Annotated in this window: 25 protein-coding genes, 1 other RNA gene and 1 pseudogene; 13 read left to right on the forward strand and 14 right to left on the reverse strand. The window is 59.5% G+C overall.

Annotation, left to right across the window (positions count from 1 at the left end; translation table 11 throughout):
- Positions 1 to 63 precede the first annotated feature (63 nt).
- The 3 genes from CYA_RS11005 (at position 64) to CYA_RS11015 (ending at position 2804) form a co-directional block, all read left to right on the forward strand.
- Positions 64 to 1893 (forward strand): proline--tRNA ligase, encoded by a 1830-nt coding sequence (locus tag CYA_RS11005; protein WP_011431139.1) that lies wholly within the window; start codon positions 64 to 66, stop codon positions 1891 to 1893.
- A gap of 81 nt (positions 1894 to 1974) precedes the next feature.
- A complete protein-coding gene (locus CYA_RS11010; RefSeq protein WP_228375298.1) occupies positions 1975 to 2532 on the forward strand; it encodes a hypothetical protein in 558 nt (185 codons plus the stop codon).
- Positions 2529 to 2804 (forward strand): hypothetical protein, encoded by a 276-nt coding sequence (locus CYA_RS11015; protein WP_011431141.1) that lies wholly within the window; start codon positions 2529 to 2531, stop codon positions 2802 to 2804. Before CYA_RS11010 ends, CYA_RS11015 begins: the two co-directional genes overlap by 4 nt.
- Before the next feature lie 96 nt (positions 2805 to 2900).
- Here the strand turns inward: CYA_RS11015 and CYA_RS11020 are convergent, their stop codons facing one another.
- The 3 genes and pseudogenes from CYA_RS11020 to CYA_RS11025 all read right to left on the reverse strand — a co-directional run bounded on the left by CYA_RS11020 (position 2901) and on the right by CYA_RS11025 (position 5079).
- Positions 2901 to 3947, reverse strand: coding sequence for a hypothetical protein (locus CYA_RS11020; RefSeq protein ID WP_228375300.1), 1047 nt, complete (start codon positions 3945 to 3947; stop codon positions 2901 to 2903).
- Between the two features lie 217 nt (positions 3948 to 4164).
- Positions 4165 to 4536 (reverse strand): annotated as a pseudogene (locus tag CYA_RS14190) (zinc ribbon domain-containing protein); the annotation flags it as partial.
- Between the two features lie 117 nt (positions 4537 to 4653).
- Positions 4654 to 5079, reverse strand: a complete 426-nt coding sequence (locus tag CYA_RS11025) for a hypothetical protein (RefSeq protein WP_187147158.1) — start codon at positions 5077 to 5079, stop codon at positions 4654 to 4656.
- Positions 5080 to 5321: 242 nt separating this feature from the next.
- Between CYA_RS11025 and CYA_RS15605 the strand changes: the two genes are divergently transcribed.
- Positions 5322 to 5456 (forward strand): hypothetical protein, encoded by a 135-nt coding sequence (locus tag CYA_RS15605; RefSeq protein WP_255322487.1) that lies wholly within the window; start codon positions 5322 to 5324, stop codon positions 5454 to 5456.
- A gap of 366 nt (positions 5457 to 5822) precedes the next feature.
- Here the strand turns inward: CYA_RS15605 and tkt are convergent, their stop codons facing one another.
- Positions 5823 to 7823: a transketolase gene (tkt, locus tag CYA_RS11030; protein WP_011431146.1), complete on the reverse strand. Its 2001-nt coding sequence runs from the start codon at positions 7821 to 7823 to the stop codon at positions 5823 to 5825.
- 411 nt (positions 7824 to 8234) lie between these two features.
- On the opposite strand from tkt, the gene lipA reads away from it, so the two are divergent.
- Positions 8235 to 9125 (forward strand): lipoyl synthase, encoded by an 891-nt coding sequence (lipA, locus tag CYA_RS11035; protein ID WP_011431147.1) that lies wholly within the window; start codon positions 8235 to 8237, stop codon positions 9123 to 9125.
- Positions 9126 to 9257: 132 nt separating this feature from the next.
- Positions 9258 to 9709: RNase P RNA component class A (gene rnpB / locus CYA_RS13880), an RNA gene on the forward strand.
- Between the two features lie 49 nt (positions 9710 to 9758).
- Here the strand turns inward: rnpB and CYA_RS11040 are convergent.
- A complete protein-coding gene (locus tag CYA_RS11040) occupies positions 9759 to 10427 on the reverse strand; it encodes a TetR/AcrR family transcriptional regulator (RefSeq protein ID WP_011431148.1) in 669 nt (222 codons plus the stop codon).
- Between the two features lie 319 nt (positions 10428 to 10746).
- Between CYA_RS11040 and CYA_RS11045 the strand changes: the two genes are divergently transcribed.
- Positions 10747 to 11640, forward strand: a complete 894-nt coding sequence (locus CYA_RS11045) for an acyl-CoA desaturase (RefSeq protein WP_011431149.1) — start codon at positions 10747 to 10749, stop codon at positions 11638 to 11640.
- Positions 11641 to 11971: 331 nt separating this feature from the next.
- Here CYA_RS11045 and CYA_RS14195 read toward each other — a convergent pair whose 3' ends face one another.
- From CYA_RS14195 to CYA_RS15400, 6 genes are all read right to left on the reverse strand, one after another.
- Positions 11972 to 12187: a hypothetical protein gene (locus CYA_RS14195; protein WP_071813563.1), complete on the reverse strand. Its 216-nt coding sequence runs from the start codon at positions 12185 to 12187 to the stop codon at positions 11972 to 11974.
- Between the two features lie 212 nt (positions 12188 to 12399).
- Positions 12400 to 12663 carry a helix-turn-helix domain-containing protein gene (locus CYA_RS11055; RefSeq protein WP_011431151.1) on the reverse strand — a complete coding sequence of 88 codons (264 nt, stop codon included), beginning with the start codon at positions 12661 to 12663 and terminating at the stop codon, positions 12400 to 12402.
- A gap of 150 nt (positions 12664 to 12813) precedes the next feature.
- Entirely contained in the window at positions 12814 to 14073 is a 1260-nt protein-coding gene (locus CYA_RS11060) for a sensor histidine kinase (protein WP_011431152.1), read from the reverse strand.
- An 80-nt stretch (positions 14074 to 14153) separates the two neighbouring features.
- A complete protein-coding gene (locus CYA_RS11065; protein WP_011431153.1) occupies positions 14154 to 14918 on the reverse strand; it encodes an SDR family oxidoreductase in 765 nt (254 codons plus the stop codon).
- 179 nt (positions 14919 to 15097) lie between these two features.
- Positions 15098 to 15322 (reverse strand): transposase, encoded by a 225-nt coding sequence (locus CYA_RS15395; RefSeq protein ID WP_228375301.1) that lies wholly within the window; start codon positions 15320 to 15322, stop codon positions 15098 to 15100.
- Entirely contained in the window at positions 15291 to 15866 is a 576-nt protein-coding gene (locus CYA_RS15400) for an RNA-guided endonuclease InsQ/TnpB family protein (RefSeq protein WP_255322488.1), read from the reverse strand. Before CYA_RS15400 ends, CYA_RS15395 begins: the two co-directional genes overlap by 32 nt.
- A 481-nt stretch (positions 15867 to 16347) precedes the next feature.
- Here CYA_RS15400 and tnpA point away from each other — a divergent pair, with 481 nt between their 5' ends.
- On the forward strand, positions 16348 to 16824 hold the full coding sequence (gene tnpA, locus CYA_RS11075) for an IS200/IS605-like element ISSoc3 family transposase (protein WP_011431154.1): 477 nt from the start codon (positions 16348 to 16350) through the stop codon (positions 16822 to 16824).
- A gap of 27 nt (positions 16825 to 16851) precedes the next feature.
- Here tnpA and CYA_RS11080 read toward each other — a convergent pair whose 3' ends face one another.
- Together CYA_RS11080 and CYA_RS11085 are read right to left on the reverse strand one after the other, a co-directional pair.
- The gene (locus tag CYA_RS11080) at positions 16852 to 17838 is read right to left on the reverse strand and encodes a ketopantoate reductase family protein (protein WP_011431155.1); all 987 of its coding nucleotides are present in this window, start codon (positions 17836 to 17838) and stop codon (positions 16852 to 16854) included.
- 22 nt (positions 17839 to 17860) lie between these two features.
- A complete protein-coding gene (locus tag CYA_RS11085; RefSeq protein ID WP_011431156.1) occupies positions 17861 to 17968 on the reverse strand; it encodes a cytochrome b6-f complex subunit PetM in 108 nt (35 codons plus the stop codon).
- Positions 17969 to 18461: 493 nt separating this feature from the next.
- Here CYA_RS11085 and psbD point away from each other — a divergent pair, with 493 nt between their 5' ends.
- The 3 genes from psbD (at position 18462) to cobW (ending at position 22274) form a co-directional block, all read left to right on the forward strand.
- Positions 18462 to 19520: a photosystem II D2 protein (photosystem q(a) protein) gene (gene psbD, locus CYA_RS11090; RefSeq protein WP_011431157.1), complete on the forward strand. Its 1059-nt coding sequence runs from the start codon at positions 18462 to 18464 to the stop codon at positions 19518 to 19520.
- 214 nt (positions 19521 to 19734) lie between these two features.
- Entirely contained in the window at positions 19735 to 21084 is a 1350-nt protein-coding gene (gene psbC, locus CYA_RS11095) for a photosystem II reaction center protein CP43 (protein WP_041438536.1), read from the forward strand.
- Positions 21085 to 21215: 131 nt separating this feature from the next.
- On the forward strand, positions 21216 to 22274 hold the full coding sequence (gene cobW, locus CYA_RS11100; RefSeq protein ID WP_011431159.1) for a cobalamin biosynthesis protein CobW: 1059 nt from the start codon (positions 21216 to 21218) through the stop codon (positions 22272 to 22274).
- A 61-nt stretch (positions 22275 to 22335) separates the two neighbouring features.
- Here the strand turns inward: cobW and CYA_RS11105 are convergent, their stop codons facing one another.
- Complete coding sequence (locus CYA_RS11105) at positions 22336 to 23316, reverse strand: NAD-dependent epimerase/dehydratase family protein (RefSeq protein WP_041438538.1); 981 nt, start codon at positions 23314 to 23316, stop codon at positions 22336 to 22338.
- 198 nt (positions 23317 to 23514) lie between these two features.
- Here CYA_RS11105 and CYA_RS11110 point away from each other — a divergent pair, with 198 nt between their 5' ends.
- Both CYA_RS11110 and CYA_RS11115 read left to right on the forward strand, forming a co-directional pair.
- The gene (locus tag CYA_RS11110) at positions 23515 to 24540 is read left to right on the forward strand and encodes an ABC transporter permease (protein WP_011431161.1); all 1026 of its coding nucleotides are present in this window, start codon (positions 23515 to 23517) and stop codon (positions 24538 to 24540) included.
- Between the two features lie 76 nt (positions 24541 to 24616).
- Positions 24617 to 26734: a DEAD/DEAH box helicase gene (locus CYA_RS11115; protein WP_071813564.1), complete on the forward strand. Its 2118-nt coding sequence runs from the start codon at positions 24617 to 24619 to the stop codon at positions 26732 to 26734.
- Positions 26735 to 26737 lie beyond the last annotated feature (3 nt).

The following is a 26737-nucleotide window of genomic DNA, read 5'->3' on the forward strand; positions in this document are numbered from 1 at the left end:
GGGGATCTAGGAGGGAGGATTTGCTCCAGAACAACGGAAGCAGTTGCTAAGTGGAGGGGAGGGATGCAACGGAGCCAGAGATTGAGTCAGATGTTGTTTGTAACCCTGCGGGAGGATCCTGCCGAAGCAGAACTGATCAGCCACAAGCTGCTGCTGCGGGGCGGCTTTATCCGGCGGCTCTCCCCGGGGATCTACACCTATTTGCCGCTCCTCTGGCGGGTTTTGCAAAAGATCTCGGACATCGTCCGGGAGGAGATGAACGCCATCGGCGCTCAGGAGTGTCTGCTGCCCCAGTTGCAGCCAGCCGAGATCTGGCGGGAGTCGGGCCGCTGGGACGTGTACACCCAAGCGGAAGGGATCATGTTCGCCCTCAAAGACCGACAGGGGCGCGAGCAGGCCCTGGGCCCTACCCACGAAGAGGTGATTACCCTGCTGGCCCGGGATCTCATTCGCTCCTATCGCCAGTTGCCGCAAATTCTCTATCAAATCCAGACCAAGTTCCGCGACGAGATTCGACCCCGCTTTGGCCTGCTGCGCGGGCGGGAATTCCTCATGAAAGACGCCTACTCCTTCCACGCCAACGAAGAGAGCCTGCGCCAGACCTACCAGGACATGTACCGGGCCTACGGCCGCATCCTGCGCCGCTGCGGGCTGGAGTTCTGCGTGGTGGAGGCCGACGCCGGCGCCATCGGGGGGCCATCGGCAGCCTCGCAGGAGTTTATGGTGTTGGCCTCTGCCGGAGAAGACGAGATCCTCTACACTCCTGATGGCTCCTATGCCGCCAATGTGGAGAAGGCCGTCTCCCTTCCGCCGCCAGCAGCAGACTCCCCCTACACCACCTTCCAGGTTCTGGACACGCCGGGAACGGAAACCATCGAGAAGCTGGCCAATTTCTTGAAGATCTCCCCCACTCTGATTGTCAAAAACGTCCTCTACCAAGCCCTTTACGACAACGGCCTACGGGTGGTGGTGCTGCTGAGCATCCGCGGCGATCAAGAAGTCAATGAGGTGAAGCTGGCCAACCACCTCAACCGTCTGGCGGAGCGCTACCAAGCCAACAAGTTGCTCAAGCTCACCTTGGCGGATGCGGAGATCCAAAAAAGCTGGCAAGGGGATCCGATCCCCGTGGGCTACATCGCGCCCGACCTGCCGGATAGCTGCCTGGGCCGGCAGAAAAACCTGGCCCCTCAGATCCTGCGCCTGGCCGACCAGACGGCAGCCCTGCTGAAAAACTTTGTAACCGGCAGCAACCAGGTGGGGCGGCACGTAGTGGGGGCCAACTGGGGCGAGCAGTACCCCCTGGCGGAGGTGGTGGACGTGCGCAAAGCGCAAGCCGGGGATCGCTGTCTGCTCAACCCCGACCAGATTCTGGAAACCGCCCGCGGCATTGAGATCGGCCATATTTTCCAGTTGGGCCTCAAGTTTTCGCTGCCGATGCGGGCCAGCTTTACCGACGAGCAGGGATCCGAGCAGCCCCTGTGGATGGGCTGCTACGGCATTGGGGTATCGCGCCTGGCCCAGGCGGCGGTGGAACAGTCCCACGATGCCAATGGGATCATCTGGCCGGTGGCGATCGCCCCTTATCACGTGGTGGTGGTGGTGCCCAACGTCTCCGACCCAGAGCAGACGAAGGTGGCGGAAAAATTGGTGCAGGAACTGGCTGCTGCCGGCATCGAGACCCTCTGGGACGACCGGGACGAGCGGGCCGGCGTCAAGTTCAAAGATGCGGATCTCATCGGGATCCCTTACCGCCTTACCACCGGGCGCAGCCTTAAGCAAGGCAAGGTGGAATTGGCCGAGCGGGCCACCGGCCAAGCGGTAGAAATTCCCATTGAGGAAGTGGTGGCTACCCTCAAAGAGCGGATTGCTGCCGCTCTGGCTGTGCCAGATTGAGCAGGGCTTTTGTCGTAACCAATGCTGAACCTCTCTCTTCTCAAGGAAGACGAATCCTATACTTTTCGCTCTTATTTTGAGATGCCCTACGAGCCAGAGGAAATCCTGGCTCAGTTTAGCTACCGTCTGGAGATAGGAGAGTGGACATGGCCCGTTGCCCCTGCCCTACCCCAAACCCCAGCTCTGAAAAACCGGATCCGACAATTGTTGCCTTTGGTCAGCCTCACCAGCGAGACAGCCCGCCGAGAGCTGCTGGTGGCCCCTGTGCTGACGGAAGTGGCTCTTCACTGTCGAGTTCCTTTGCGGCTGGAATATCCCCTGATGGTCAACAATTGGCTCAAGGGCAGCCTTGATTATCTCTTGCGGGGCAAGAACATCCTGCTGGTGGTTGAAGCCAAAAAGGACGATCTGACGCGGGCTTTTGTCCAAATGGCGGTGGAGATGATCGCCCTGGCCCAGGTGGAGCCGCAAGCGCAGATCTACGGCGCTGTTACCATTGGATCTATCTGGCAGTTCGGGCAGATCCTTGGGGATCCGCGGACAATCCGACAAGACTTGACTTTGTACCGAGTACCGGAAGATCTGGAGAGCGTTGCCGGCATCCTCACGGCCATGGTAGGGGATCCCAGCCAACCATGAAACCCAAAACCCTCTGGTTTGCCCTGCAATTGATGGTGGCCGCTGCCGGGATCAGCGCGGCCATCAAATATGGCGGCCCCTACTTGGCCTTGCCGGAGACCCTGCCGGTGATCCTGGCCATGATCGTCTCGCCCGCCCTGGTCATGGCCGGGATCCTGTGGCGCTGGCAACAGCGGTCTTCTCTCTCCCCAACCCGCGCTCAAGACCGCCAGGGATCCCCGCCAACTGCAAACTCTGAGAATCCAAAAATCTCTCAGCCGCCTTTCCATTGACCCTCACCCCCAGCCCCTCTCCCTCTGGGAGAGGGAAGCTTGGGCGCCACTGCCAGGCCGGCAGGGCGACACTCTCAGTCCAGCCAAGGGGACAGGCTACTGCTGGGTGAGGCGCAAGGTTACCGTCGGGCTGGTTTGGTTGCCGGAAGTGGCCGTGAGATTGATCTGATACACCGTGCCGGAGGCCGGAATGGGCGGCCGCACCGTAACGGTGAAGCGGCCCTGGGCATCGGCTTGCACAGTTTGGTTGGTCACCGTCTGTTGGGCGCTGATGATGCCCCCCAGCGAGGTCGAAGCCGTTACATTCACCCGCACCGAAGCGTTGGGAGCCGTCGTGCCCTGCAGCGTAAAGGAAGAGCCGGAAACCCGATCCCCATCGCGCAGGTTGGTGATCTGGGGCAGCAGGCTGGAGAGGCTGATCGTCGCGGCAACCTCTTGGGTGGCGAGCCGCTGGATACCACCGGCGGCCCCCTCGATCAGGCGGGCGGGCTGTTCTGCGGTCATAAAGCGCACCTGGCCGCCGTTTTCCAGGCGAGCGATGACGATCCCTTCGCGGGTGGCATCTTTTGGCTCGATCAGGGCGTTGACCACATAGGTGCCGCTGGAAACTTCCTGAGCCGGCAGGGTTTGCACCTGCCGCCCGTCCTGGACAAGGTAAACGGTTACCCGGCTGGAAGGAGTGCCTTTGACGGTTACCAGCAGGATCTCGCCCGCCGCCAAGGGGCGATTGCCGGCGTTGTGATCCACCAGGTCGATAGAGGCGCGGACGGGGTTACCCACGGTGAAGCTCCAGGTCACGCGGCGGGTCACCCCCTGGGTATTGGTGAACTCCAGCAGGACTTCCCGCCGTCCCGGCGGTAGCGGCTGCGAGGGACGGTAGGTGAAGAAATCCCGGGTAATCACCGACTCGGCAGTAACATCTTTGCCATCCACAAAAACCCGCACCGTCTCCGGACGCACGCTGACCCCATCTTGGCTGCGAAAAGAAGCCGAGATTGGCGAGGTGGGCTCCACATTGGTGGCCGCTTGAGCCGGGCTGGGATCCGTAATTTGTTGAGCCCTTGCCGGCAGGCCCGACAACCCCACCACCGCAGCGCCCATCACCAAGGCACGGGGAAACCAAGAATACAAGTTATCGCTCATGAGACCATCCAAAAAAAGTAAAAGTAAAGGACACTTCAGTTAGGTTACAGGCGAGTAGCTCAAAGGCAGAGCAAAGTCTACAAGAACATCGACCTGGACATCCTGTTTGCATCCTGTCATAGGGGTCGATTGCTGTCGATACGCCTAAACCTCGGGTTGGCTCTCCAACAGACCCAGCTCCAACGTCAGATTTGAGTAAGGTTGACTGCCATGTAAACTACCCGGCTCCGACCGCCCCCCTTCCAGCCCCCAACCCCCGTATACGGGGGCAGGGGGGCGGGGGGATGTAGGGGGGCTGGTTTACAGCAACCCCCAAAAGTGCAATCCCGTTGGCACCGTTAAAATCTGCATCCCCTTCCCAACCACAGAGCGGGTTCACACAACGAAAATGCTTCCCTTCCCGTTGCTCAATCCAAAAACACTGGTGGCAGGTCTGCGAGCTGTAGGCAGGTGGCACCACCACAACCTGGATCCCTGCTCTCGCTGCCTTGTAGTGCACAAACTGCCTCAGTTGATAGAACGCCCAACTATTGGACCACCGACGCTCGGTTTTGCTGCGCGGCGGTCGGTGGCTACGTTCCCGGATCCCCCCGCCCCCCAGTCCCCCCGTGTACGGGGGGATATAGGGGGATGCGGCGTTCATCTTCGCAAAGTTTAGAACCCGGTCGGGATCCCAAAGGCTATCTTTTGCCCGTTCAAGCTGGCATCAATTCACGAAAATAGCGCCTGTCTCTTGTAAATCGAGACAATGGTCGCCGGAGACATCGTTGACCAGGCGCACCTCTACGGTGATTACATTCAAGGGATCCACGCTCACCCGGTAGCCCACTGGGGACAACATCGGCGTGTTGATGGCCATGCAGTTGGGGATCGGCAGGTTGCTCAGACGCAGCGTTTCTCCCGGCGGAAGTTCCGACACCTTCTGGCGCGGATCGGTAAAGCCGTATTCCAGAGGCAGGCCGGTGCGATTGTGGATCACCAGCTCAGCAGGCAGGTTGGGGTTGAAGCGGGCCACCGGGCGATCGAAGACCAATTGATCCACACCCACCGGCAGGCGAGGCAGCGGCACTGTCCGAAAGGCAGGCTGAGCGACAGCACGGTGTCCACCCACCCAGGCTGACAAAGCGACCATGATCAAGCCGAGTCTTTTGCTTCCTTTCGCGTACCTCATGCCTCTGCCTCAGAATGCGCCTTGAAATTGGGATCCCCTTCCTTGCCTGCTTGTATTGTTCCCAAAAAGGGCTGGCTGGGCCAGGTGGTCGCTGTTTTTTCAAGGGTACGCCTCAGCAAGCTCCCCTTCCAGCTACCGCAGCACCGCACGGCAGAAATTCCGGGGGAGAAGGTTAAATTAGAGTTAACGGGGCATAAAGAGGCATGGCTATGCCAGAAAAACTGGAAAAACCGGAGAAAAACTACTCCTGGAAGGGCAGTGCCAACGCAGGCCGGGTACTGACGATTTTGGCCGTCGTGGGGGGAGCGGTGATTTTGCTGGCGGGCTTCCTGCAGTAGGCCGAGCTGTCAGATCCTCAGTTGCTCCAGGAACATCAGCATGTCGCCAGAAGCCAACGTTTTCCCTTCAAGGCGGGGGTGGAAAGGGTTAGCTTTCCAGAGGAAAGCGGATCTGGGGTCGTTTTAAACAAAGTTATGAAACTATGAAACAACTTTCTCGCTCCCCTCTCCCACAAGGGGAAAGGAGGTGGGGGGGAGGGGGCAAGGTTCTTAACCTTGTTTGAAACAACTGCAATGTTTTGCAAGTCCTGCTGAACAAGTTGTCAGCCTTCGCTAAGTCTTGTCAAGTTGTGCCACCATTGGGCAGCAAAAAAGACCCAGCAGAGAAGGGATCCCTGCTGGGTTTAGGCCGGAGGAGCAGAAACCTTAGCTTAGGAGACGGCGCGCGGTATTGAGCACATTCTCCACCGTGAAGCCGAACTTCTCCATGCACACGGGGCCGGGGGCAGAAGCGCCGAAGCGGTCGATGCCGATGGCCACCCCCTCAAAGCCCAGGTACTTGTGCCAGCCAAAGGTGGATCCCGCCTCGACGGAGACGCGCTTGGTGACCTTGGGGGGCAAGACCTCGTCGCGGTAGCTCTGGGGCTGGGCCTCAAATAGCTCCATGCAGGGCATGGAGACCACCCGTACCGCCCGGCCTTCCTGCTGCAGTTGGGCAGCGGCCTTCACCGCCAGCTCCAGCTCTGAGCCGGTGGCGATTAGGATCAGTTCTGGGTTGGGAGTATCCACCACTACATAGGCCCCCTTGGCCACCCCCTCAATGGAGGTGCCTTCCACGGGGTTAACCGCCTGCCGGGTAAACACCAGCACCGAAGGGGTGGAGGTGGACTCAAGGGCTACTTGGTAGGCTCCCACCGTCTCGCGGGCATCAGCGGGGCGGATGACGTAGAGGTTGGGGATGGCCCGCAGGGAAGCCAGCGTCTCAATGGGCTGGTGGGTGGGGCCGTCTTCTCCCAGGGCAATGGAGTCGTGGGTCATAATATGGAGCACCCGCGCCCGCGAGAGGGCCGACAGGCGAATGGCCGGCCGCATGTAGTCGCTGAAGACCAAGAAGGTGGCGTCGTAGGGAATGAGGCCGCCGTGCAGGGCTATGCCGTTGGCAATCGCCCCCATACCGTGTTCCCGTACGCCAAAGCGGAAGTTGCGCCCATGATAGGAGCCGGCCTGGAACTCCGGGATCCCCTTTAAATAGGTCATGTTGGAGTGGGCCAGATCGGCGGATCCGCCCAGCAGCTCTGGCACCGCCTTGGCCAAAGCATTGAGACAAAACTTGGAGAGGTTGCGGGTGGATTCTTTGCCGGTTTCGGCAATGGGAGCCAACGCTTCTTTCCAGCCTGCGGGCAGCTCCCCGGCCATGATGCGCTTGAATTCGGCGGCCTCTTCCGGGTAGGCCTTCTCGTAGGCGGCAAAGCGCTCGTTCCACTCCGCCTCGGCCTTGGCCCCCTTATCGATGGCCTGGCGGAAGTGGGCCAGCACCTCGTCGGGAATGTAGAACTCCGGCTCCAGCGGCCAGCCCAGATTTTGTTTGGTGAGTTTCACCTCCTCTGGCCCCAGCGGCGCCCCGTGGACGCTCTCCGTGCCGGCTTTGTTGGGGGATCCGTAGCCGATGGTGGTCTCGACAATGATCAAGGAAGGCTTGTCGGTAACTTCTTTAGCTTTCTGGATAGCGGCGGCAATTCCCTTCAGGTCGTGGTTGCCATCTTCCACTTTTTGCACATGCCACCCGTAGGCCTCGTAGCGCTTGCCCACATCTTCGGTAAAGGCAATTTCCGTGCTGCCGTCGATGGAGATGTGGTTGCTGTCGTAGAGCATGATCAGCTTGCCCAGCTTGAGGTGGCCGGCCAGCGAGGCCGCTTCCGAGGCCACCCCCTCCATGTTGCAGCCGTCGCCCAAGATCACATAAGTGTAGTGATCCACAATGGTGTGACCGGGCTTGTTGAAACGGGCGGCCAAGTGGGCCTCGGCAATGGCCAGCCCAACGGCGTTGCCCACCCCCTGCCCCAGCGGTCCGGTGGTTACCTCCACACCGGGGGTTTCAAAGTTTTCCGGGTGGCCGGGGGTTTTGGATCCCCACTGGCGAAACTGCTTGATGTCCTCTAGGCTCACATCAAAGCCGGTCAGGTGCAGCAGAGCATACTGCAGCATGCAGCCGTGGCCTGCCGAGAGGACAAAGCGATCCCGATCCACCCATTTGGGGTTGCGGGGATTGAACTTCAGGAACTGCTGCCAAAGCACATAGGCCATGGGTGCTGCCCCCATTGGCAGGCCGGGGTGACCCGAGTTGGCTTTCTGAACAGCATCCACCGCCAAAAAACGAATCGTGTTGATGGCAAGTTGTTCCAGAGAGGGAGGAGCAGCAACAACCATGTGGGGATCCCTATCGCTCGACATTCGCTTTCCAGTATGCCTTGACACGCCCACCGCCTAAAGGCGGGGGATTCTCGTCAAGGCGCTGTCAAGATGCCTCTAGACAGTTCCTTGAGGCAAGGCCCCAAGGTTCTGCTGGCTTGTCTGGGCAGGTTGGCTGAGACGTTGGCATTTCCCGGACGCTTGCCACCGGTTGGGTTTTTCACCGTGACTAGGGGCTCGCCTGAGAACGGTACGCCTCGGTGACAACTATACCATTGGCGAGCAGCTAAAGTTTGCTTCGCCTTTAAGGGCGGGGCTACTGAGCTATCCTTTTTCGGGCTTTGGCCACCGAGCCCGGTCTCGGCTGGGCAATAATGACAGGCTAAGCTGAGAGATACGCTTGCCGCCATTTCTGGTTGGAGGGTTTCATTGAGCGCTGTTTCTTCGCCTAGCGGCAAACCTCCCTGGCTGCGGGCCAAAGCCCCCCAGCGGGCCGGATCCGTCCAGCAACTGCTGCGGGACTTGGGCCTGAATACCGTTTGCGAGGAGGCTTCCTGTCCCAACCTAGGGGAGTGCTTTGCCAACGGCACCGCCACCTTTTTAATCATGGGCCCGGCCTGTACCCGCGCCTGCCCCTACTGCGATATCGACTTCACCAAACGGCCTCCGCCTTTGGATCCCACTGAGCCGCTGCGGGTGGCCACAGCGGTGCAACGGCTAGGGCTACGCCATGCGGTGATTACCTCGGTGAATCGGGACGACCTCCCCGATGGGGGAGCCAGCCAGTTTGTTGCTTGCATTACCGAAATCCGCTGCCGCATGCCCCAGACAACCATCGAGGTCTTGATCCCAGATCTGTGCGGCAACTGGCAGGCCTTGGAGCAAATTCTCGCCGCCCGCCCGACGGTGCTCAACCACAACACGGAAACCGTGCCCCGCCTCTACCGGCGAGTGCGCCCCCAGGGGAACTACGAGCGTTCCCTGCGGCTTTTGGAACTGGCGCGGCAATGGGATCCCGGCCTCTACACCAAGTCGGGGGTGATGCTGGGCTTGGGAGAGACCGCCGAGGAGATTTTGCAGATAATGCAAGATCTACGCCGGGTAGGCTGCGACATCCTCACTCTTGGCCAATACCTTCCTCCCAGCCCCAAACACCTGCCGGTGGAGCGCTACGTGCCCCCAGAGGAGTTTGACCACTGGCGACAGGTGGGGGAAGAGTTGGGCTTTTTGCAGGTGGTGTCCTCCCCGCTTACCCGCAGCTCCTACCATGCCGAGGCTGTCCAAGAGCTGATGCAGCGCTTTCCTCGACCAGGAACGTAGACCTAGGGGGATGGAGTCCCTGCGGAGCAGGAACAGCGGGGTCAGCTTTGCAGGCCGGCTGGCCAGCAACGCGGAGCCTAGGCGCAGAGAGATTTTCTGCGCTGGGGGGATGCGCTAGGATTGAAATGAAGAGATAGGAGGGGCAGGCGGTCGCGTCCTCGCTGCCGCCACCAGGCAGCAGGATGAGGAAAGTCCGGGCTTTCAGAAGAACACACCGCTGGGGAAAGCCCAGTGCGGGAAACCGCGAGGATAGTGCCACAGAAACATACCGCCGATGGCTGGGATCCCAGCACAGGTAAGGGTGCAAAGGTGGGGTAAGAGCCCACCAGCAGCGTCGTGAGGCGCTGGCTCGGTAAACCCCGGTGGAAAGCAAGGCCGCAGCCGCAGGACTATGGCTGTTCTTCGCCCCTGTCGGCTGCACCGAGGTCACGGTACTCAGCCAAGCGGTTGGGGGAGGGTGGTCTCGGTGGTGGTGAGCCGCTAGAGGGTGATGGCAACATCACTCCCAGAGAGATGACCGCCAGTGCGGGCTGCTCCTTGGAGCACCCCACTACAGAACCCGGCTTACAACCTCCTCATCTCTTCTTCTTTTTTTGGGATTGCCTCCTTCCAACCCCGAGAGAGTCTTTTGCACTAGGTTTCCTTCATGCCCCTCAAGGCTGCCATCCACAGCTTTACGCAGGCGTAGAGGAGAGGGGGAGTGCCGCTGTTGTTGTCATAAGTGCCCTTGTCCGCTGGGTCGGAGGAGGGCTGGTCGCCGTCGCCAGCAGGCAAGCCAGCGGTAACGGCTAATACAGCCGTCCCCAAAATCATCAGATGGAGAACTCCAGCAGCTGCGTGAAGGCACCCAGAGTCGACGGCTTGTAGCTCCGGGCTAGGGAGCTGCTGGAGGTAGTGGGCTAGCTGCTCTTGGGCCTGCAGGAAGCCTGCTCTCAAGGCGCGGCGATGCTCCTCGGAGTAGAAGCCTGCTTCTCCCACCAACGAGCGCACCAGCTCAGGGTTATTAGCTAGAGCTTGGAAGCAGGTTTGGACATAGCGGAGGAGAATGGCTTGTAGCTCAGAGCCCCGGAAGGTAGTGGGGTCTGCTGGGAGGGGTAAGTCGGCAATGCCGGAGAAAACTCCCAGCTCAGCAAATACAGCCAGGAGCAGCCCCTGCTTGCTGCCAAAGTGACGAAACAGGGTTACTTCATGAACGCCGGCCAAGTCTGCAATTTGACGGGTGGTGGTCTGAGTGATGCCCTGGCGGACGAAGAGGTCTCGAGCCGCGTTCAGCAGCCTTTGCCGGGAAGAAGGACGTGCCATGGTAGGTGATGGGGTAAGGAGTCAAGAGAAGGCGCTCAAGGTAGTGGCAATCTGCAAGCAGCACTTGCATTTGAGGTGAAATATCGTTAAGCTTAGCCTCAGGCGAGATCAAACCTGCTGCCTTTCTGCTCTCTCATAGCGGCTCTCACTGCTGAAGCTTGCTTGGCCAGGCCCTTGGGGATCCCGGCTTGCCTTTCAGGGACATGAGCTCGTTGTAAGCTAAGCCAGGGATGCGGTGGCCTATGCATGAGAAGCAACTTTGCGAGGAGGTATTTGATCCTGCGCTGCCCTTACTCCTTTTCTGAGGTTTTGCTGGTTCATGGCCGTTTCCCTTCCCACCCAATCGCTGGACAATCCCAACCGTTTTGCTTCGCTAGCTCAGCCTGAGCCCCAAAAGTCTTTTCGGTTTGCCTGGGAATTTGTTCTTTTTTTCGTTGTTTTTCACGCCCTCGCTTTAGTGGGCGGCATCGTTTGCTTTTCCTGGCCAGCCTTGGGGGTGGCCCTATTGCTTCACTGGTGCTTCGGCAGCTTGGGCATCTGCCTGGGGTATCATCGTCTGCTTAGCCATCGCAGCTTCCAAGTGCCCAAGTGGCTGGAATATGTCTTTGCTACCTTCGGTGCTCTCGCCATCCAGGGGGGGCCGATCTTTTGGGTGGCCGGCCATCGTCAGCATCACGCTTTTACTGAAGACGAAGAGCGGGATCCCTACTCTGCTCGCAAGGGCTTTTGGTGGAGCCACATGCTCTGGCTCATTTACCAACGGGAAGAGTTTTTTAACCGTGAGAAGTATTCTGCCTTTGCGCCGGATTTGGCTCGGGATCCTTTTTATCGCTGGCTAGACAAGTATGGGCTGCTGCTGCAACTGCCGCTGGCTGGAGTGCTTTACCTGCTCGGCGGTTGGCCGTTCGTTATCTACGGCATCTTCGTGCGGACAGTGCTGCTGCTGCACTGCACCTGGTTGATCAACTCTGCCAGCCACTTCTGGGGCTACCGGACTTTCGAGAGCGACGACAATGCCCGTAACCTTTGGTGGGCGGCTCTCCTCACCTACGGTGAAGGCTGGCACAACAACCATCACGCCGACCCGAAGTGCGTGAAAGCAGGTTTGCGCTGGTGGGAAATTGACATGACCTACTGGGTCATTTGGGTGTTGGCAAGACTGGGTTTGGCTCGTAAGTTGCACTTGCCTGCTCAAAGTCAGCCAACTCGCTAAACAGTCTCTGCCTCAGAGCTTCTAGAACCATCGACAGAGTTACCCCCGTCGTACGGGCAATTCCTGCTAAGACAGTTCGTTGTGCTGCTCGGCGGATCCCTCTCCCTTTTTTGGGAGAGGGGTTAAGGGTGAGGGGCCTGTATGCGCTAGCGCGAGCTCGTTAGCGGCGCAGAGCGCTCAAGGTCTGTCTCGACTTGGTTTGGAGCGGCTGCCCAGTTATCGGTTCCAGTTGGGAGGTGGGTCGGTATCGCCCTGCGGGGAGGTGGTAGTGCTCACCAAACAACCCAAAGGTCTGGCGTTCCGGTAATCCCTCTTCGGCAATGCAGGAGGGCTAGTCCTGTAACGGGCTGTACTGCCATGTCCCGTAGTGGTCAAGAACGCGCTGAACTTGCTCTGGGTCAGCGTCGGCCTCTTGGCGAATTTGCAGCGCCTCGATTTGGCTATCGGAGTAGCGAAAGATGGAGTCTTTTCTGCATTCCAGCTCTGCTTCCACCCCTGGAATGCAGGCCAGATGGGCAGCCACCTCTCGATAAACCATCAGGGGCATGGAATCATAACGAACAGCGTAGCGTTTCAACTCAGCAAGGCTCACGATAGGCAAGGAAAGGAGAAACTAGGGATCCAGGTAACAAACAGCTTCACCACAACGGCCAATGACATCTTGCGAATGTCTCGCTACTTTTGAGGTAAAAAAGCCCTGCTCTGCATTTAATTGCCTGCCAAAACAAAGAGGGGGCAGAGAGAGTCTCCGAGATGTGGCTAAGCAATTTTGTCGTTGGCCAACGTACAGCAATTGACCTGATCTAGGCAAACTTTTCCCCATTGCAAGGCCCAGCGCACCAAAGCGACGCGATTTGACGTTCGCGTCTTGCTCAGAATATTGCTGATGTGATTGTCAACAGTGCGCTTGCTAATCTCTAAGCGCTCTGCAATGTCCTGATTGGTCAGGCCCGCTGCGATTAACTCGAGAACCTGCAGCTCACGCTCCGACAACAAATCAGCGGAATGATAGTCTGCGCCCATTCCGAATGCCCAGTGTACAAACTGTAAGGATTACCTAGACCAATTCTAGGGGATCCCCTCCAACATGGATAGCCCCGCCGGAGGAAAATCTGGGGCAGTTCTCAGGTCGAAGGGCTTGGTGATGTTGATGGGAGCGCTTCTGGGCAGCTTTCACAGGGCATCGGCGTGTTTCCGGGGCAGCTCCACCTGCACCCACAGCCCACCTGCTTGCGGGTGATTGCGCAGACGGATTGTACCCCCGTGTAGTTCCACGATTTGCCGCACGATCGCCAGCCCCAGGCCGGTGCCGCCTTTGCTGCGGGCCCGCGCCGCGTCGGTGCGGTAAAAGGGTTGAAAGACCAGCTCAAATTGATCCTCCGGCAGGCCAGGGCCATGGTCGTACACCTCCAGCCGCACTTGCGATTCCTGTTCCGACAGGGCCACGTGAATGGGGGAGTCGGTTCCGCCATATTTGATGGCGTTGTCCAAGAGGTTAAGGACGAGGCGGTAGAGGCGCTGTTCATCTCCCCAGAGATAGAGCTGGGAGGGGCCGCTTAGATCCAGTTCCTGCTGGCGGGGCTTGGCCAGCGGTTCCAGGCTCTGCCAGGCTTCGCGCACCAAGCTTGCCAGATCCACCCAGCGCCATTGGGATCGCGATGCGGCCCCCAGGTTGAGGGCGCTCAGTTCCAGCAAGTCTTGCACCAACTGGCTGAGGCGCAGCGTCTCGTTCAGCAATCGTTCCACCCAAACTGCTTGCGCGGCATCGACGCGGCTGTGCAGGGTTTCCGCTAGCAGGCGAATCGAGGTGAGGGGGGTCTTCAGCTCGTGGGCCACATCCGAGGCCCAGCGATCCCGTTGTTGGGCCAGCAGAGTTGCCTCTAGGCGGTCTTCCAAGAAGATGGCCACGTGGGCCTGGGGCAGGGGCAGCCCCCAAGCCCGCAGCGGCACCGGTTTGTCCTCGCCCCCGGAAGGGTAGAAGATCCACTCGCGGCTCTGGATGGGAGCGGTAGCTTCCTGGCGGCGGGTGGCTTCGATAAGCTGATCCAACTCGTAGGAGCGCACCCACTCCAGCAGGAGCTTGATGCCCGGCTGCCACTGGCTGATGCGCAGCAGACGCTGGGCGGCAGGGTTACACTCCCAGACCACGTTGTTCTCGTCTACCCGCAGATATCCCCAGGGCAGGTGGTGGCTGAGATACCGCCAGTCCTGTAGGTATCGTTTTTGGCGGGCCCACTCCAGTTCTTGTTGGCGAAGGTGGTGGCTGAGCCGGCTGAGCATCTGTTCAGGCGAGCTGAGAGGCAGGGCCAGGTGCATCAGGGATCCCAACTGTTGCAATTGGCGGCCGAAGCGGCGCCGGCTCTGCCAGAGCAAAATCAGCGTGCCGAGTAGGCCGATGCCCAACCCAATGAGGATCCCGCTTTCCAGTCCCATGGGCCCACCCCCTTTGCCGCCATTGTCGCCCAGGCATGGGGGAGTGAATACCCAACAACGACGGATACGGCATCACATCCCTAGCGACGATGCACCATCGTCGTGCTGGCCTGGTCGGTGGGCAGCAGCAAGACTTCGCTCAGGTTGACGTGGGGGGGACGGGTAACGGCAAACAGCACCACCTCGGCCACATCCATCGCCGTCAGGGGGGTGAGGCCCCGGTAGACGGCTGCCGCCCGCTCGCGATCGCCGCGGAAGCGCACTTGGCTGAACTCGGTTTCCACCAAGCCGGGCTGGATCTCGGTGACGCGAATGGAGGTGCCCAGCAGATCCAGCTTCAGTCCCTCGGAGATGGCCCGCACGGCGGCCTTGGAAGCGCAATAGACGGCGCCGCCGGGGTAGGTCTGGCGACCGGCAATGGAGCCGATGTTGACCACATGGCCCCGGCCCCGCTCCACCATGCCGGGCAAGACGGCGCGGGTAACATACAGCAAGCCCTTGAGGTTGGTATCGATCATCTCCTCCCAATCTTGCACAGCCCCGCTGTGGAGCTTGTCCAAGCCGCGACTGAGGCCGGCGTTGTTGATCAAAATGTCGATTTCAGCCCAGGCCGGCGGCAAAGACTGGAACGCCTGCTGCACGGCTGCCCTATCTCGCACATCCAAAGTCAGCAAGTATGAGGAAGCACCGTAAGCCTGCTGCAACTCCGCGGCCAGCTCCTGTAGCCGCTCCTGACGGCGGGCCACCAGGATCAGCTTGGCTCCAGAACGGGCAAAAAGCGTGGCACAGGCTGCCCCGATGCCGCTGCTGGCGCCGGTGATGAGCACAATGGCGTTTTCAAGCATAGTCCGCAAGAGTTAAGGGGCTACCAAGGGGATCCGCAACTCGAACGGGCCCCCGGCTGAAGAGAGTATTCCAGCAGCTTAACGCAGGCATAGAGCGTATCCAAGTGACATCCTCTCCCGCTAAGCCCTGACGGGCTGTAGACGGGAGCTTCCGAGAATCACTTCCCGGAGTTGCTGCTTCAACGGACTGGTAAACCAGGATCCTCCACAGCCAGAGAGCGGCAGTCCCACCGCCCCCCTACATCCCCCCGTATACGGGGGGACCTGAGTCCTCGCTTCAAAATCTCGATAGCAGCGTTCAAGTCTCTGTCCCACGACCCGCAACGGGGGCAATCATGCACCCGTTCCGACAAGGTCTTGGGAACACGCTCCTCACAAACACAACAATATTTGGGACGTACCACGGGGATCCACTCTCAACACCTGTTTGCCGCGTTTGACCGCCACTGCTGTCAGAATGTCAAGAAATCGTCCCCAAGCCGCATCCAAAATCGATTTAGCCAACCGAGTCCGTGCCAGCCCTCGGACGTTGAGATCCTCCACCACCAACAGGTCGTATTGCCCCACCAGCCAGTGCGCCACTTGGTAGTGGAACGCTTTGCGTTGTCGGGCAACGTGCAACTGCAGACAAGCGACTTTCGTGGCCTGTTTCTTCCAGTTGGCGGATCCCTTCACCTTGCGGCTCAGTTGCCGCTGCTGTCGAGCCAAGTGCTTTTGAGCTTGGCGGTAGTACCGCGGGATAGGCACCACCTCCCCATCGCTGGTGGTGAGAAACCTATCCAATCCCACATCAATACCCACCGCCCTTTTGATAGACACAGGCTCTGGGAGAGGAACGCTTTTGTCTTCCAAGCTGATGCAGACATACCACCCATCGGCCTTGCGCACCACTGTGCAGGTTTTGGGCACAAACCCCTCCGGCAAGGGGCGGTGCAGCACCACAGGCATCGAGCCAATCTTGCTCAGCCGCAGAGTCTCCCCTTCCAGATGCGCTCCCGCCCCCCTGCTGGCCCCCCAACCCCCCGTATACGGGGGGCAGGGGGGGCGGGGGGCCGGGGCAGTTGATGCGGGGGAATGTGAAGGATCTCAACTCCCCCTCTTTTTTGAAGCGGGGCCGCCCCCGCCGTTTGCCTGTGCTATCCGGCTCCCGCCACGCTTTCCACGCCTTGTCCAGCCGCATCAAGTTTTGCTGCAGCACCTCGGCGTAAATGCCCCGGTAAGCCGGGAACAGTTGCTTGATTTGTTTGAGGGATCCCGCCTGCCGATAATAATTCGGCTCCAGCGGAGCTTCTGACACAGGCAACGGACAAGAGACAAGGCTGCAACGGTCAATTGGACAATGGGTTGCGGTCAGCCAGTCCAGTCTCTGCCCCAGAGCGTCGTTCCACTGCCGCCGCAACAATTCCAGCCACTCGGTCATCAGAGCGGCGTGGTCGTCGCTGGGCAGGATCCGGTACTCGTGGGTGATAATCATGAGACGGTTCTAGCATTTAGCGCAATGAGCTACAACATAGGCCATCGTTCTGTTTACAGCCTACAAATCCACTTGGTGCTGGTGACAAAGTACCGTCGTCGGGTGATAACTGCTCCAATGTTGCAGAGGCTGGAAGATATATTTCGAGCGACCTGCCAAAAGTGGCGCTGTTCCTTGGTGGAGTTCAACGGTGAGGCGGATCATGTGCATCTGTTGGTGAGTTTTCCGCCGGATGTTCAGGTCTCGAAGCTGGTGAACAACCTGAAAACAGTCTCCAGCCGGTTGATTCGCAAAGAGTTCGCCACAGAGGTGGCACGGTTCTACAGCAAGCCTGTATTTTGGACAGGGACCTATTTTGTTGCCTCTTGTGGTGGGGTCACCGTTGAGGAGTTGAAGAAGTATGTCGAGCAGCAGGCAACGCCCAGATTGTGAGACTCAGGGGCATTGAACCCCTTCGTCTCACCGCCTATCCTCCAGCCCGCCAAGCTGCGCTGTGGCGGGAGTACCCCAGAGGTTCTGATGGGGAGTCGGGATCCCCGCCCAACGCCCCAGCTCCGTGATGGCGCCGACAATGCTCTCGATCTCCGTCGGTTGCCCCCGCTCGATATCCTGCAGCATCGAGGTGCGATGGGAGCCCACACGGGCTGCATCCTTCAGCCGCTCTTCCAAAGAGACCGGCAGCCGGATCCCAAATGCTTGGGCCACCGCCTCGGTTTCCTGCATCGCCGACCGAACCAAAGCATGGGTGGGCGGGTACTGGGCAATTGCGTCTTGGGCCGCGCGGGTAAGGGCGCTGATGGGATTGAAGGCGGCGTTCCCCCAAAGTTTTTGCCAGATCTCGACCCGAATTTGGGAGGTGAGGGCCACAGAAAGCTGCCCCTGCTCAAAGATGGCCGCCAGAGAGCGCAGCCGCTCCGACAACGACCCATCCGGCTCTCCCAGAATGTAGCGCCCGCCACCGGTATGCAAAACTACCCCCGGCTCTGCCAACTGCACGGCGATGTACACCACACAGCCGATCACCCGCTCGACTGGCAGATGCGCGGCGATCACCCCGCCCGGATCCACCGAAGTCAAGGAGCGCCCCTCAAACTCGCCGCCATGCCGGTAAAAGTACCACCGGGGGATACCATTCTGGACAACCACAACGGGGCTATCCGGGCCACACAGGGATCCCAATTGCGGGGCAAGCAGGGGCAAGCTGTGGGCCTTGACAGCAACGATCACCACATCTTGCCGCCCCAGCTCAGCCAAGTCGTCGCTGGCCGTCAGCCGCTCTACCCAAGCCACAGGGGGATCCCCCTGCCGGATCAGCTTCAAGCCTTGGCTGCGGATGGCCTGCAGGTGGGATCCCCGCGCCACCACACTGACTGAAAAGCCGGCGCGAGCCAGGCAAACGGCCAAATGCCCCCCGACTGCCCCGGCGCCGACGATGCCGATTTTCATGTTTTACCAAATGAGGAAATCCCTACTCGGCCCCGCCCTGGGTGATGCGCAAGATCCCGTATCCAAGCGCCACACCCACTAGGGTCAGGACGATGGAGAGCCCAGCAATGGTGAAGATCTCACTAGCCATAGATTCCTCTCAGGTGGATTGCCTCGCCCTTCAAGGATATCGGATCTTGTGCCTTCGGCCTTCCCCAGGGTGAGGCAGCCCCTCTAGCTCAATATCTCAGGAGAGAAAAACCGCAAAGATTACAGTCTGTGAAGATCCCAGCCACCTCGGACTTGATGGGAACGAGTCCCCCCCCTCTATAATGAAAGCAATTTACAAGTCTTTACCGGCGTAGGCTAAATTGTAATGCCGACAGCCGTGAAACTTGTTCGGTGGCCCTAGGGCGGCTCGTCGGGATCGCCACAGCTCTGCTGAGGATTCCAAGAGCAGTTCGGAACGCCAGCAAAGCTGCCTGAAGCAGCGGTTGGTCAGTTCTGGCCAGGAATCCGTGCAGGGAAACCAAGGCGACAAGTTCGCAGACTGAGTCTTTATACCTAGGCACCAGTCTTGCTTCAAAGGAGCAAAATTTGTAGTTTCATTAATGTCCTCATCATGTTTTTAAGGAGAGGTTGAGATGACCATCGCAGTAGGGCGCGCGCGCCAGGAGCGAGGATGGTTCGACATCGTCGACGACTGGCTCAAGCGCGACAGATTCGTGTTTATCGGCTGGTCGGGGCTGCTGCTGTTTCCTTGCGCCTATTTGGCCCTGGGCGGCTGGCTGACCGGCACCACGTTTGTAACCTCTTGGTACACCCACGGGTTGGCCAGCTCCTACCTGGAGGGGTGCAACTTTTTGACGGTGGCCGTGTCCACCCCCGCCGACAGCATGGGGCACAGCCTGCTGCTGCTGTGGGGCCCGGAAGCCCAGGGGGACTTTACCCGCTGGTGCCAGATTGGCGGGCTGTGGACCTTTGTGGCCTTCCATGGGGCGCTGGGCCTGATTGGCTTTATGCTGCGGCAGTTTGAGATTGCCCGGCTGGTGGGGGTGCGGCCCTACAACGCCATTGCCTTCAGCGCGCCGATTGCCGTGTTTGTGAGCGTGTTTTTGATTTACCCGCTGGGGCAGAGCAGTTGGTTTTTTGCGCCCAGCTTTGGGGTGGCGGCGATTTTCCGGTTTTTGCTGTTTTTCCAGGGGTTCCACAACTGGACGCTGAACCCGTTCCACATGATGGGGGTGGCCGGCGTGTTGGGTGGAGCGCTGCTGTGTGCCATCCATGGGGCGACGGTGGAGAACACGCTCTACAAGGATGGGGAAGCGGCGAGCACGTTTCGGGCATTTGAGCCGACGCAGGCGGAAGAGACGTACTCGATGGTGACGGCAAACCGCTACTGGAGCCAGATTTTTGGGATAGCGTTTTCCAACAAGCGGTGGCTGCACTTTTTCATGTTGTTTGTGCCGGTAACGGGATTGTGGATGTCGAGCATTGGTGTGGTGGGGTTGGCGCTGAACCTGCGGGCGTATGACTTTATCAGTCAGGAGACGCGGGCGGCGGAAGACCCTGAGTTTGAGACGTTCTACACGAAGAACATTTTGCTCAACGAGGGGATTCGGGCCTGGATGGCGCCGCAGGACCAGCCGCACGAGCGCTTTGAGTTCCCCGAGGAAGTCCTGCCCCGCGGCAACGCGCTCTAAACTGGCGCTGGCTGTCGAACGCTTGAGTTCTCTCGATCCTTTACGTGAGAGCCGAGGCCGAGCGTTCGCCTATTCAAGTCTTGGATTGGATGGGTAGGCGCTCGGCCATTCCTAAGCTCCTTTGCTTTTCACCTCATATCTTTTGCTGTACTGTGACCTTTACTGTTTTCGGAGGCTGGCCTCAGTGACTTCAACGACGTTTGGTTCCGCAGCGATGCAGGATCGCACCCAGGGCGGGTTCGCCTGGTGGGCCGGGAATGCTCGCTTGATCAATCTTTCCGGTCGGCTTTTGGGCGCTCACGTAGCCCACGCCGGCCTGATCGTCTTCTGGGCGGGAGCGATGCTGCTGTTTGAGGTGGCTCACTTCACGCCGGATCGGCCCATGTACGAGCAGGGGCTGATCCTGATGCCCCACGTGGCCACTTTGGGCTGGGGAGTTGGCCCAGGCGGCGAGGTGATCGATACCTACCCCTACTTTGTGATCGGTGTGCTGCACCTGGTCTCCAGCGCGGTGCTGGGTCTGGGAGGCATTTATCACGCCGTGCGCGGCCCGGAAACCCTGGAGCAGTCTTTCCCCTTCTTCGGCTACGACTGGAAAGACAAGAACAAGATGACCACCATCTTGGGGATCCACCTCATCCTGTTGGGGTTGGGGGCTTTCCTGTTGGTGGCCAAGGCCATGTGGTTTGGTGGCGTCTATGACACCTGGGCTCCGGGGGGTGGCGACGTGCGGGTGATCACCAACCCCACGCTCAACCCGGCGGTCATCTTCGGCTACCTGTTCAAGTCTCCCTTTGGCGGCGACGGCTGGATCATCAGCGTGGACAACATGGAGGATGTGATCGGCGGCCACATCTACATCGGCATCATCTGCATTGCCGGTGGGATCTGGCACATCCTCACCAAGCCTTTTGGCTGGGCCCGCCGTGCTCTTATCTGGTCGGGAGAGGCCTATCTCTCCTACAGCTTGGCGGCGGTCTCGCTGATGAGCTTTATTGCCACCTGCTACATCTGGTTCAACAACACCGTTTACCCCAGCGAGTTCTACGGCCCCACCGGCCCGGAAGCCTCGCAAGCCCAAGCCCTCACCTTTATCGTGCGCGACCAGCGCCTGGGGGCAAACATCGGCCAGGCCCAAGGCCCCACCGGTCTGGGTAAGTACCTGATGCGCTCTCCCACGGGCGAGATCATCTTCGGCGGTGAGACGATGCGCTTCTGGGATGTGCGGGCCCCTTGGAAAGAGCCGCTGCTGGGCCCCAATGGCTTGGATCTGGACAAGCTGAAGAACGACATCCAACCCTGGCAGGCCCGCCGTGCGGTAGAGTACATGACCCACGCGCCGCTGGGATCCCTGAACTCGGTGGGGGGTGTGGCTACCGAGATCAACACGGTGAACTTCACCAGCCCGCGCACCTGGCTGGCAGCCCACAACTTCATCTTCGGCTTCCTGTTCTTCGTCGGTCACCTGTGGCATGCTGGTCGCGCGCGCGCCGCTGCTGCCGGCTTTGAGAAGGGGATCAGCCGCGAGAACGAGCCGGTTTACCGGATGAAGCCGATCCGATAAGCCCGGAAGTCTCTCGGAGATCACAACCTTTGGCCCCCGGCAGGGGGCCTTTTTTTGGGGATCCCCCCTGCCGGGATGGACAGAGAGGGAAGCACGGGTAGAGACTGGGAAGGCCGAATGCGCAAATCAAGATGCACAAAGTTCCGGTTACGGTCATCACCGGATTTTTGGGATCCGGCAAGACCACTTTGATCCGTCACCTTTTGCTCAACAACCAGGGCCGCCGCATCGCCGTAGTGGTCAATGAGTTTGGCGAAGTGGGCATCGACGGCGAACTGCTGCGGGATTGCCAACTCTGCGAGGGAGGGGGCTCCATCCCCATTCTGGAGCTGGCCAACGGCTGCCTCTGCTGCACGGTGCAGGAGGAGTTCTTGCCGACCATGGAGGCTCTGCTGCGGCGGCGGGCAGAGCTGGACTGCATCCTGATTGAGACTTCAGGATTGGCCTTGCCCAAGCCGCTGGTGCAGGCTTTCCGCTGGCCCACCATTCGCACCGGCGCCACGGTGGATGCGGTGATTGCAGTGGTGGATGGCCAGGCCCTGGCTTCTGGGCAACTGGTGGGGGATCTGGCGGCGCTGGAGGCGCAGCGTCAGGCCGATGAGAGCCTGGATCACGAGACTCCCATTGAGGAGCTGTTTGAGGATCAGTTGAGCTGCGCTGATTTGGTGCTGCTGAGCAAGGTGGATCAGATCACGCCGAAGGAGCGAACCCAGGTGGAGAGCTGGCTGCGGCAACAATTGCGCCCTGAGGTTCGAGTTCTCCCCTGTGAGCGGGGCCAGGTTGCCCCAGAAGTGCTCTTGGGCTTCCAGGCGGCGGTGGAGGATCAGTTGGAGCGCCGCCCCAGCCACCACGACTTCGAGGAGGAGCACGAGCACGAAGCTTTTGAGTCTTTCTGCCTCAGCCTGGAGGGCAGCTATGAGCCGGGATCCCTAGTTGCCCAACTGCGTCAACTGGCTCAAGAGGAATGCCTCTACCGGGTAAAGGGGTTTGTGGCCGTGCCCCACAAGCCGATGCGCCTGGTGCTGCAGGGGGTGGGATCCCGATTTGAGACCTACTACGACCGCCCCTGGCGCCCGCAAGAGCCGCGGTTGACCCGCCTGGTGTTCATCGGCCAGAGGCTCGACCGGGAGCGCATTGCTGCTCAGCTTCAAGGCTTGGCTCACAGAGAAGCAGTGGCCTCTGCCGGCTGATCCCTGTCGGGATCCCTTACCCCTGGGGAGAGGGGAGTTGCGTGACTCTATCAAAGGTGGCCTAGAGGTAGGCGTCGAGAAGAGAGGCTACGGTAGGGAAGCGGCAGGGCAAGCCCAGCGCTGCTGGGGAGAGGGCCGGATAGACAAAGTGGCGGTGGCGCAGGCAGTACTCATCCCAGGCCGAAAGTCGCACCCGAAGTAGGAAGGCTAGGGTGCGAAATAGGCCGATGGGCAGGGGCAGGCGGAAATAAATCCGTTTTTTAAAATAGGCGCACACCTGCTCTACGCATTCATCCACCGACAAGGGGGGGTTGCCCAACACCCAATCCCCTCCCCCCGGCGGATGGGCCACCCAATGGGCCACCATCTCGGCCACATCGGCAGCGTGGATGAAGTGGAAGCTGGCATCCACCCGCAAAAAGCGGATCAAATCCAGCCAGCGGAGCACCTCCTTGAGGCCGGCGGTGATGTGGGAGTAGGGGTGGTGGGGGCTGCCGCCAAACAGCAGGGTGGGGTAGAGGGTGAGCAGGCGATCTGGCCAGAAGCTGCTTTCCTGCCGTCGCAGCAGCATCGCGTACTTGCTGCGGATGTAGTCGGTGCCGGCCTGGCCGGCGATGGCCAAAGGTTCTAACGCTTGATTCAAAAGGCTGGCAGTGGAAAAGTAGATCACCTGCTGACAGCGCTCCGGATCCAACAAGCTGAGCAACTCCAAGGTGTGGGTGACGTTCACCGCCCAGGTCAGGGTGGGATCCCCCCAAGCCGCCGCCATGTGGATCAACCCATCCATCTGCCGCAGCAGGGCGGCGTGTTCCCGAATGCGCAGGAGATCGCCGGCCACCAGGGTGATGGGGGCAGGCAAACGCTCCGGGGGCAACCGCAGGCGGCTGGGGTTGCGGATAAGAATGTACAGGTGGTAGGCGGGCTGCTCCGGAAACTCGGGATCCCTTTGTTGGGCCAGGCGCTCCAACACATAATGCCCCAGACAGCCGCTAGCGCCGGTAAGAAACAGGTTTCGCAAGAGATCTTCCCAACGGCAACTCATCGAAAAAGCTTCTGACTAGTCTACCGCCTTAGCTTGCGCCTGCCGGATTGGCTTAACCCCCAATTTCCCTAACGGGCAACTGCGCCCTGTTCCAAGCCAGGCAGCAACCTGGAAATTTGGCCGCGAGAATGGCAGCATAGTTCGACAGGGATCCCACTCCCAGGGAGATTTGGACCTCGCTCAACTCGACTTCTGCCTGTGGCCGCAACCTCTTCTCCCCCTGCTGGACGGGTGTTCAGCCTTTGGCCTCCCCTAGCCCTTGTTTTGCAGCGGCTGGTCCAAGCGGTGCCGGTGCTGCTGCTGATCACGGTGCTCAGCTTTTTGCTCCTGCAACTGGCCCCCGGCGATTTTTTGGATCCCTTGCGGGCGGATCCCAGTATCAGCCAGGAGTTTATCGCCCAGGAAGAGGCGCGGCTGGGCTTGGATAAACCCTTGCTTTGGCAGTATTTGACCTGGTTGGGCAATCTGCTGCAGGGGGATTTTGGCGTCAGCTACACCTATCGCGTGCCAGTAGCGCAGCTCATCCTCTCCCGCGCCGGCGCCACCCTGCTGTTGGCAGTGTGCTCCGTTTTGCTGACTTGGATGATCGCCATTCCGCTGGGGATCCTGGGGGCGCTGCAGCAGAACACTCCTCTGGATCGGGCGTTGCAGTTGCTCAGCTACCTGGGGCAGGCCATGCCCAGCTTTGTGCTGGCCATTTTGCTGCTGATCGTGGCCCAAAACGTGGGCTGGCTGCCGGTGGGCGGGATGACCAGTGTTTATTTTGCCGAGCTGGGTTGGGGGGGAAAGCTGCTGGATCTGGGCCGTCACCTGCTCTTGCCCACGCTGGCCCTGAGCATCACCAGCTTTGCCGGGCTGCAGCGGATTACCCGCGGCAACTTCTTGGACGTGCTGCGGCAGGAATACATCCAGGCGGCGCGGGCGCGTGGGATCCCGGAATGGCGGGTGATCTGGCTGCATGCATTGCGCAACGCCGTCAACCCCTTGATCACGATCTTGGGCTTTGAGTTTGCCAATTTGCTCAGCGGCTCTTTTATTGCCGAGTTTTTCTTCAACTGGCCGGGGCTGGGCAAGCTGCTCTTGGAAGCGGTCCAGAGCTTCGACATCAACGTGGTGATGGCCGGGCTTTTGCTGGGGGCCGTGATGCTCATTCTGGGCAATTTGTTGGCCGATCTGCTCTTGATGTGGGTGGATCCCCGGATCCGACCTGAGTCTTTGCTTTAGGGGCTTTGGATCCTTCCCCAAGAGCTCAGGTTTCCTGTTGTACATTGGGTTCAAGTTGGAAAACGAGGGATCCCCCATGCACTTTCAACCCGACGGCGCTCTGGACGACAGCTTACCTGGGGTAGCTGCGGAAGCAGTGGTTTGGAATGCGCTGCGGCAGGCCCTGGGATCCGATCCCGGCTACCTCCTCCATCAGTTCAGTATCTATAACCATCAGGGCCACGTCACGGCCAAGCCCGACATCCTATTGATTCATTTTGAACTGGGCTTTTGGGTTTTCGAGTGTAAGGGCTGCAACCTTTACAATATCGAAGCCATCGACGGCAGCCAGTGGCGCATGCGGGAGTGGCACAGGGAAACCGAGACCCCCTTGGGGCAGGCCGATAACCAAATGTTTCAGATCAAGAATTGGCTGCAGCAAAATCCGGAAACCCGGCCTCTCCAAGCTCGCGTTGCCTGGCAATATCGGCTGGCTTTGCCTCGCATTCGGCGACAAGAATGGCAGGAGCGCTTCGGGGATCCCCCGTTTCTCGGGGCGCTGCTTTTTGCAGATGATTTGGAGCATCCAGAGCAGTTGCGGCAGACTCTGTATGCGGCCAAAAAGGCCAATGGCGCTCCTCTCAACGCCACAGAATGGGAAGTGATCCTCAAAACGTTGGGAATAAAGTTGGGGGATCCCGGCGATGACCCAATATCTTACAGCTACGATCCCCAGGCGGTGATCCGTCGCGTCCAAGAGCAGATCTTTAAGCTTGATGAAGACCAACGCAAAATTGCCACCCAATATCCTGAGGGGCCACAGCGGTTGCGGGGCCTGGCGGGGACAGGCAAAACGGTAGTCTTGACTCGCAGAGCGGCCAAGATCCACGCCGACCACCCCGATTGGGACATTGCGGTAGTTTTTTACACCCGCTCTCTCTATCACCAAATTCGCGAGCAAATCTCAAAGGTCTGTCAGAGCAAGTTTGACCTTGAGCCGGACTGGAAAAAGATCCAGGTGATGCACGCCTGGGGATCCCAAAATCAAACTGGGTTCTATCGATTGCTCGCTAACGAATGTGGCTTAACGCCCAAAAGCTTGGAGCGGGCAAAGGCAGAGCTAAGGGATAAAAATGACTATACAACTGAGCCCTTCGACTACGTCTGCGAAAAGTTAGAAAAAGAAGCCAAGGAAATCCCTCAGCTCTTCGATGTTATTTTGATCGATGAAGGTCAAGATTTGCCCCCTGCCTTTTACCGTTTAGCCTATCGGGCTTTACGGGATCCCAAACGGCTCTATTGGGCCTATGACGAAGCCCAGGGCATTGGCTCGCTGACGGTGCCAGGAATAGCCGAGCTATTCGGGCGCGACGAGACAGGCAAGCCCAAAGTGCAGTTGGGAGGGCGGGCCACTGTGTTGCCCCATTGCTACCGCACTCCGAAGATTATTCTCATGGCTGCCCATGCCATCAACATGGGTCTTTTGCGTGGAGACCAGCCTTTGCAGGGAGTTACTCAAAAAGGGCAGTGGGAAAATTTAGGTTACGAAGTGGTAGAAGGCGATTTTCGTAAGCCTGGATCCACAATTACCCTCACCCGCAAGGCTTGCCATCCCATCGATCAAGAAGACTTTGAGCCCAAGGTGGATCCGCAATCGCTGCTAATCTGGCGCACCTTCCCTTCTGAGGAAGAGGAGCAGAATTGGATTGCCCAACAAATCGAGCGCGACCTGAAGCAGTGGAGTTTTCAGCCGGAGGATCTCCTGGTTACCGGTGTAGGCAGCTTCAAGAAGAGCAGACCTTATTGGGAAAGCCTGAAGGCCAAGCTCAAACAAAGAGGAATTAGAGCTCTCATAGCCGGCGAAGATGCCGGTCAGGATATTTTCCGCTTGCCGGGGCATGTCACCCTAGCGGGGATCTTCCGGGCCAAAGGCAATGAAGCTTGGAAAGTCTACGTTTGCCAGTTTCAAAACGCCACCGAACCGGGGCTCAGTGTGGAAGAGCAACTGCGCCGGCGCAACCAAGCTTTTGTGGCCTTGACACGCACCAAGATCTGGTGTGTCGTGACAGGGATCTCCCCCCAAGACCACCTGGCCCCCGCCTTTCAAGAGCTGCAGCAGGCCAAGGAACAGTACCCCTATCTACGCTTCCCGGCCTTTAATAAGGGATCCCTGCGGCGAATTCATGAAATAGATCCGGACTCGGAAGGCGTCTGATAG

The organism is Synechococcus sp. JA-3-3Ab, from assembly GCF_000013205.1.
Classification (GTDB): domain Bacteria; phylum Cyanobacteriota; class Cyanobacteriia; order Thermostichales; family Thermostichaceae; genus Thermostichus.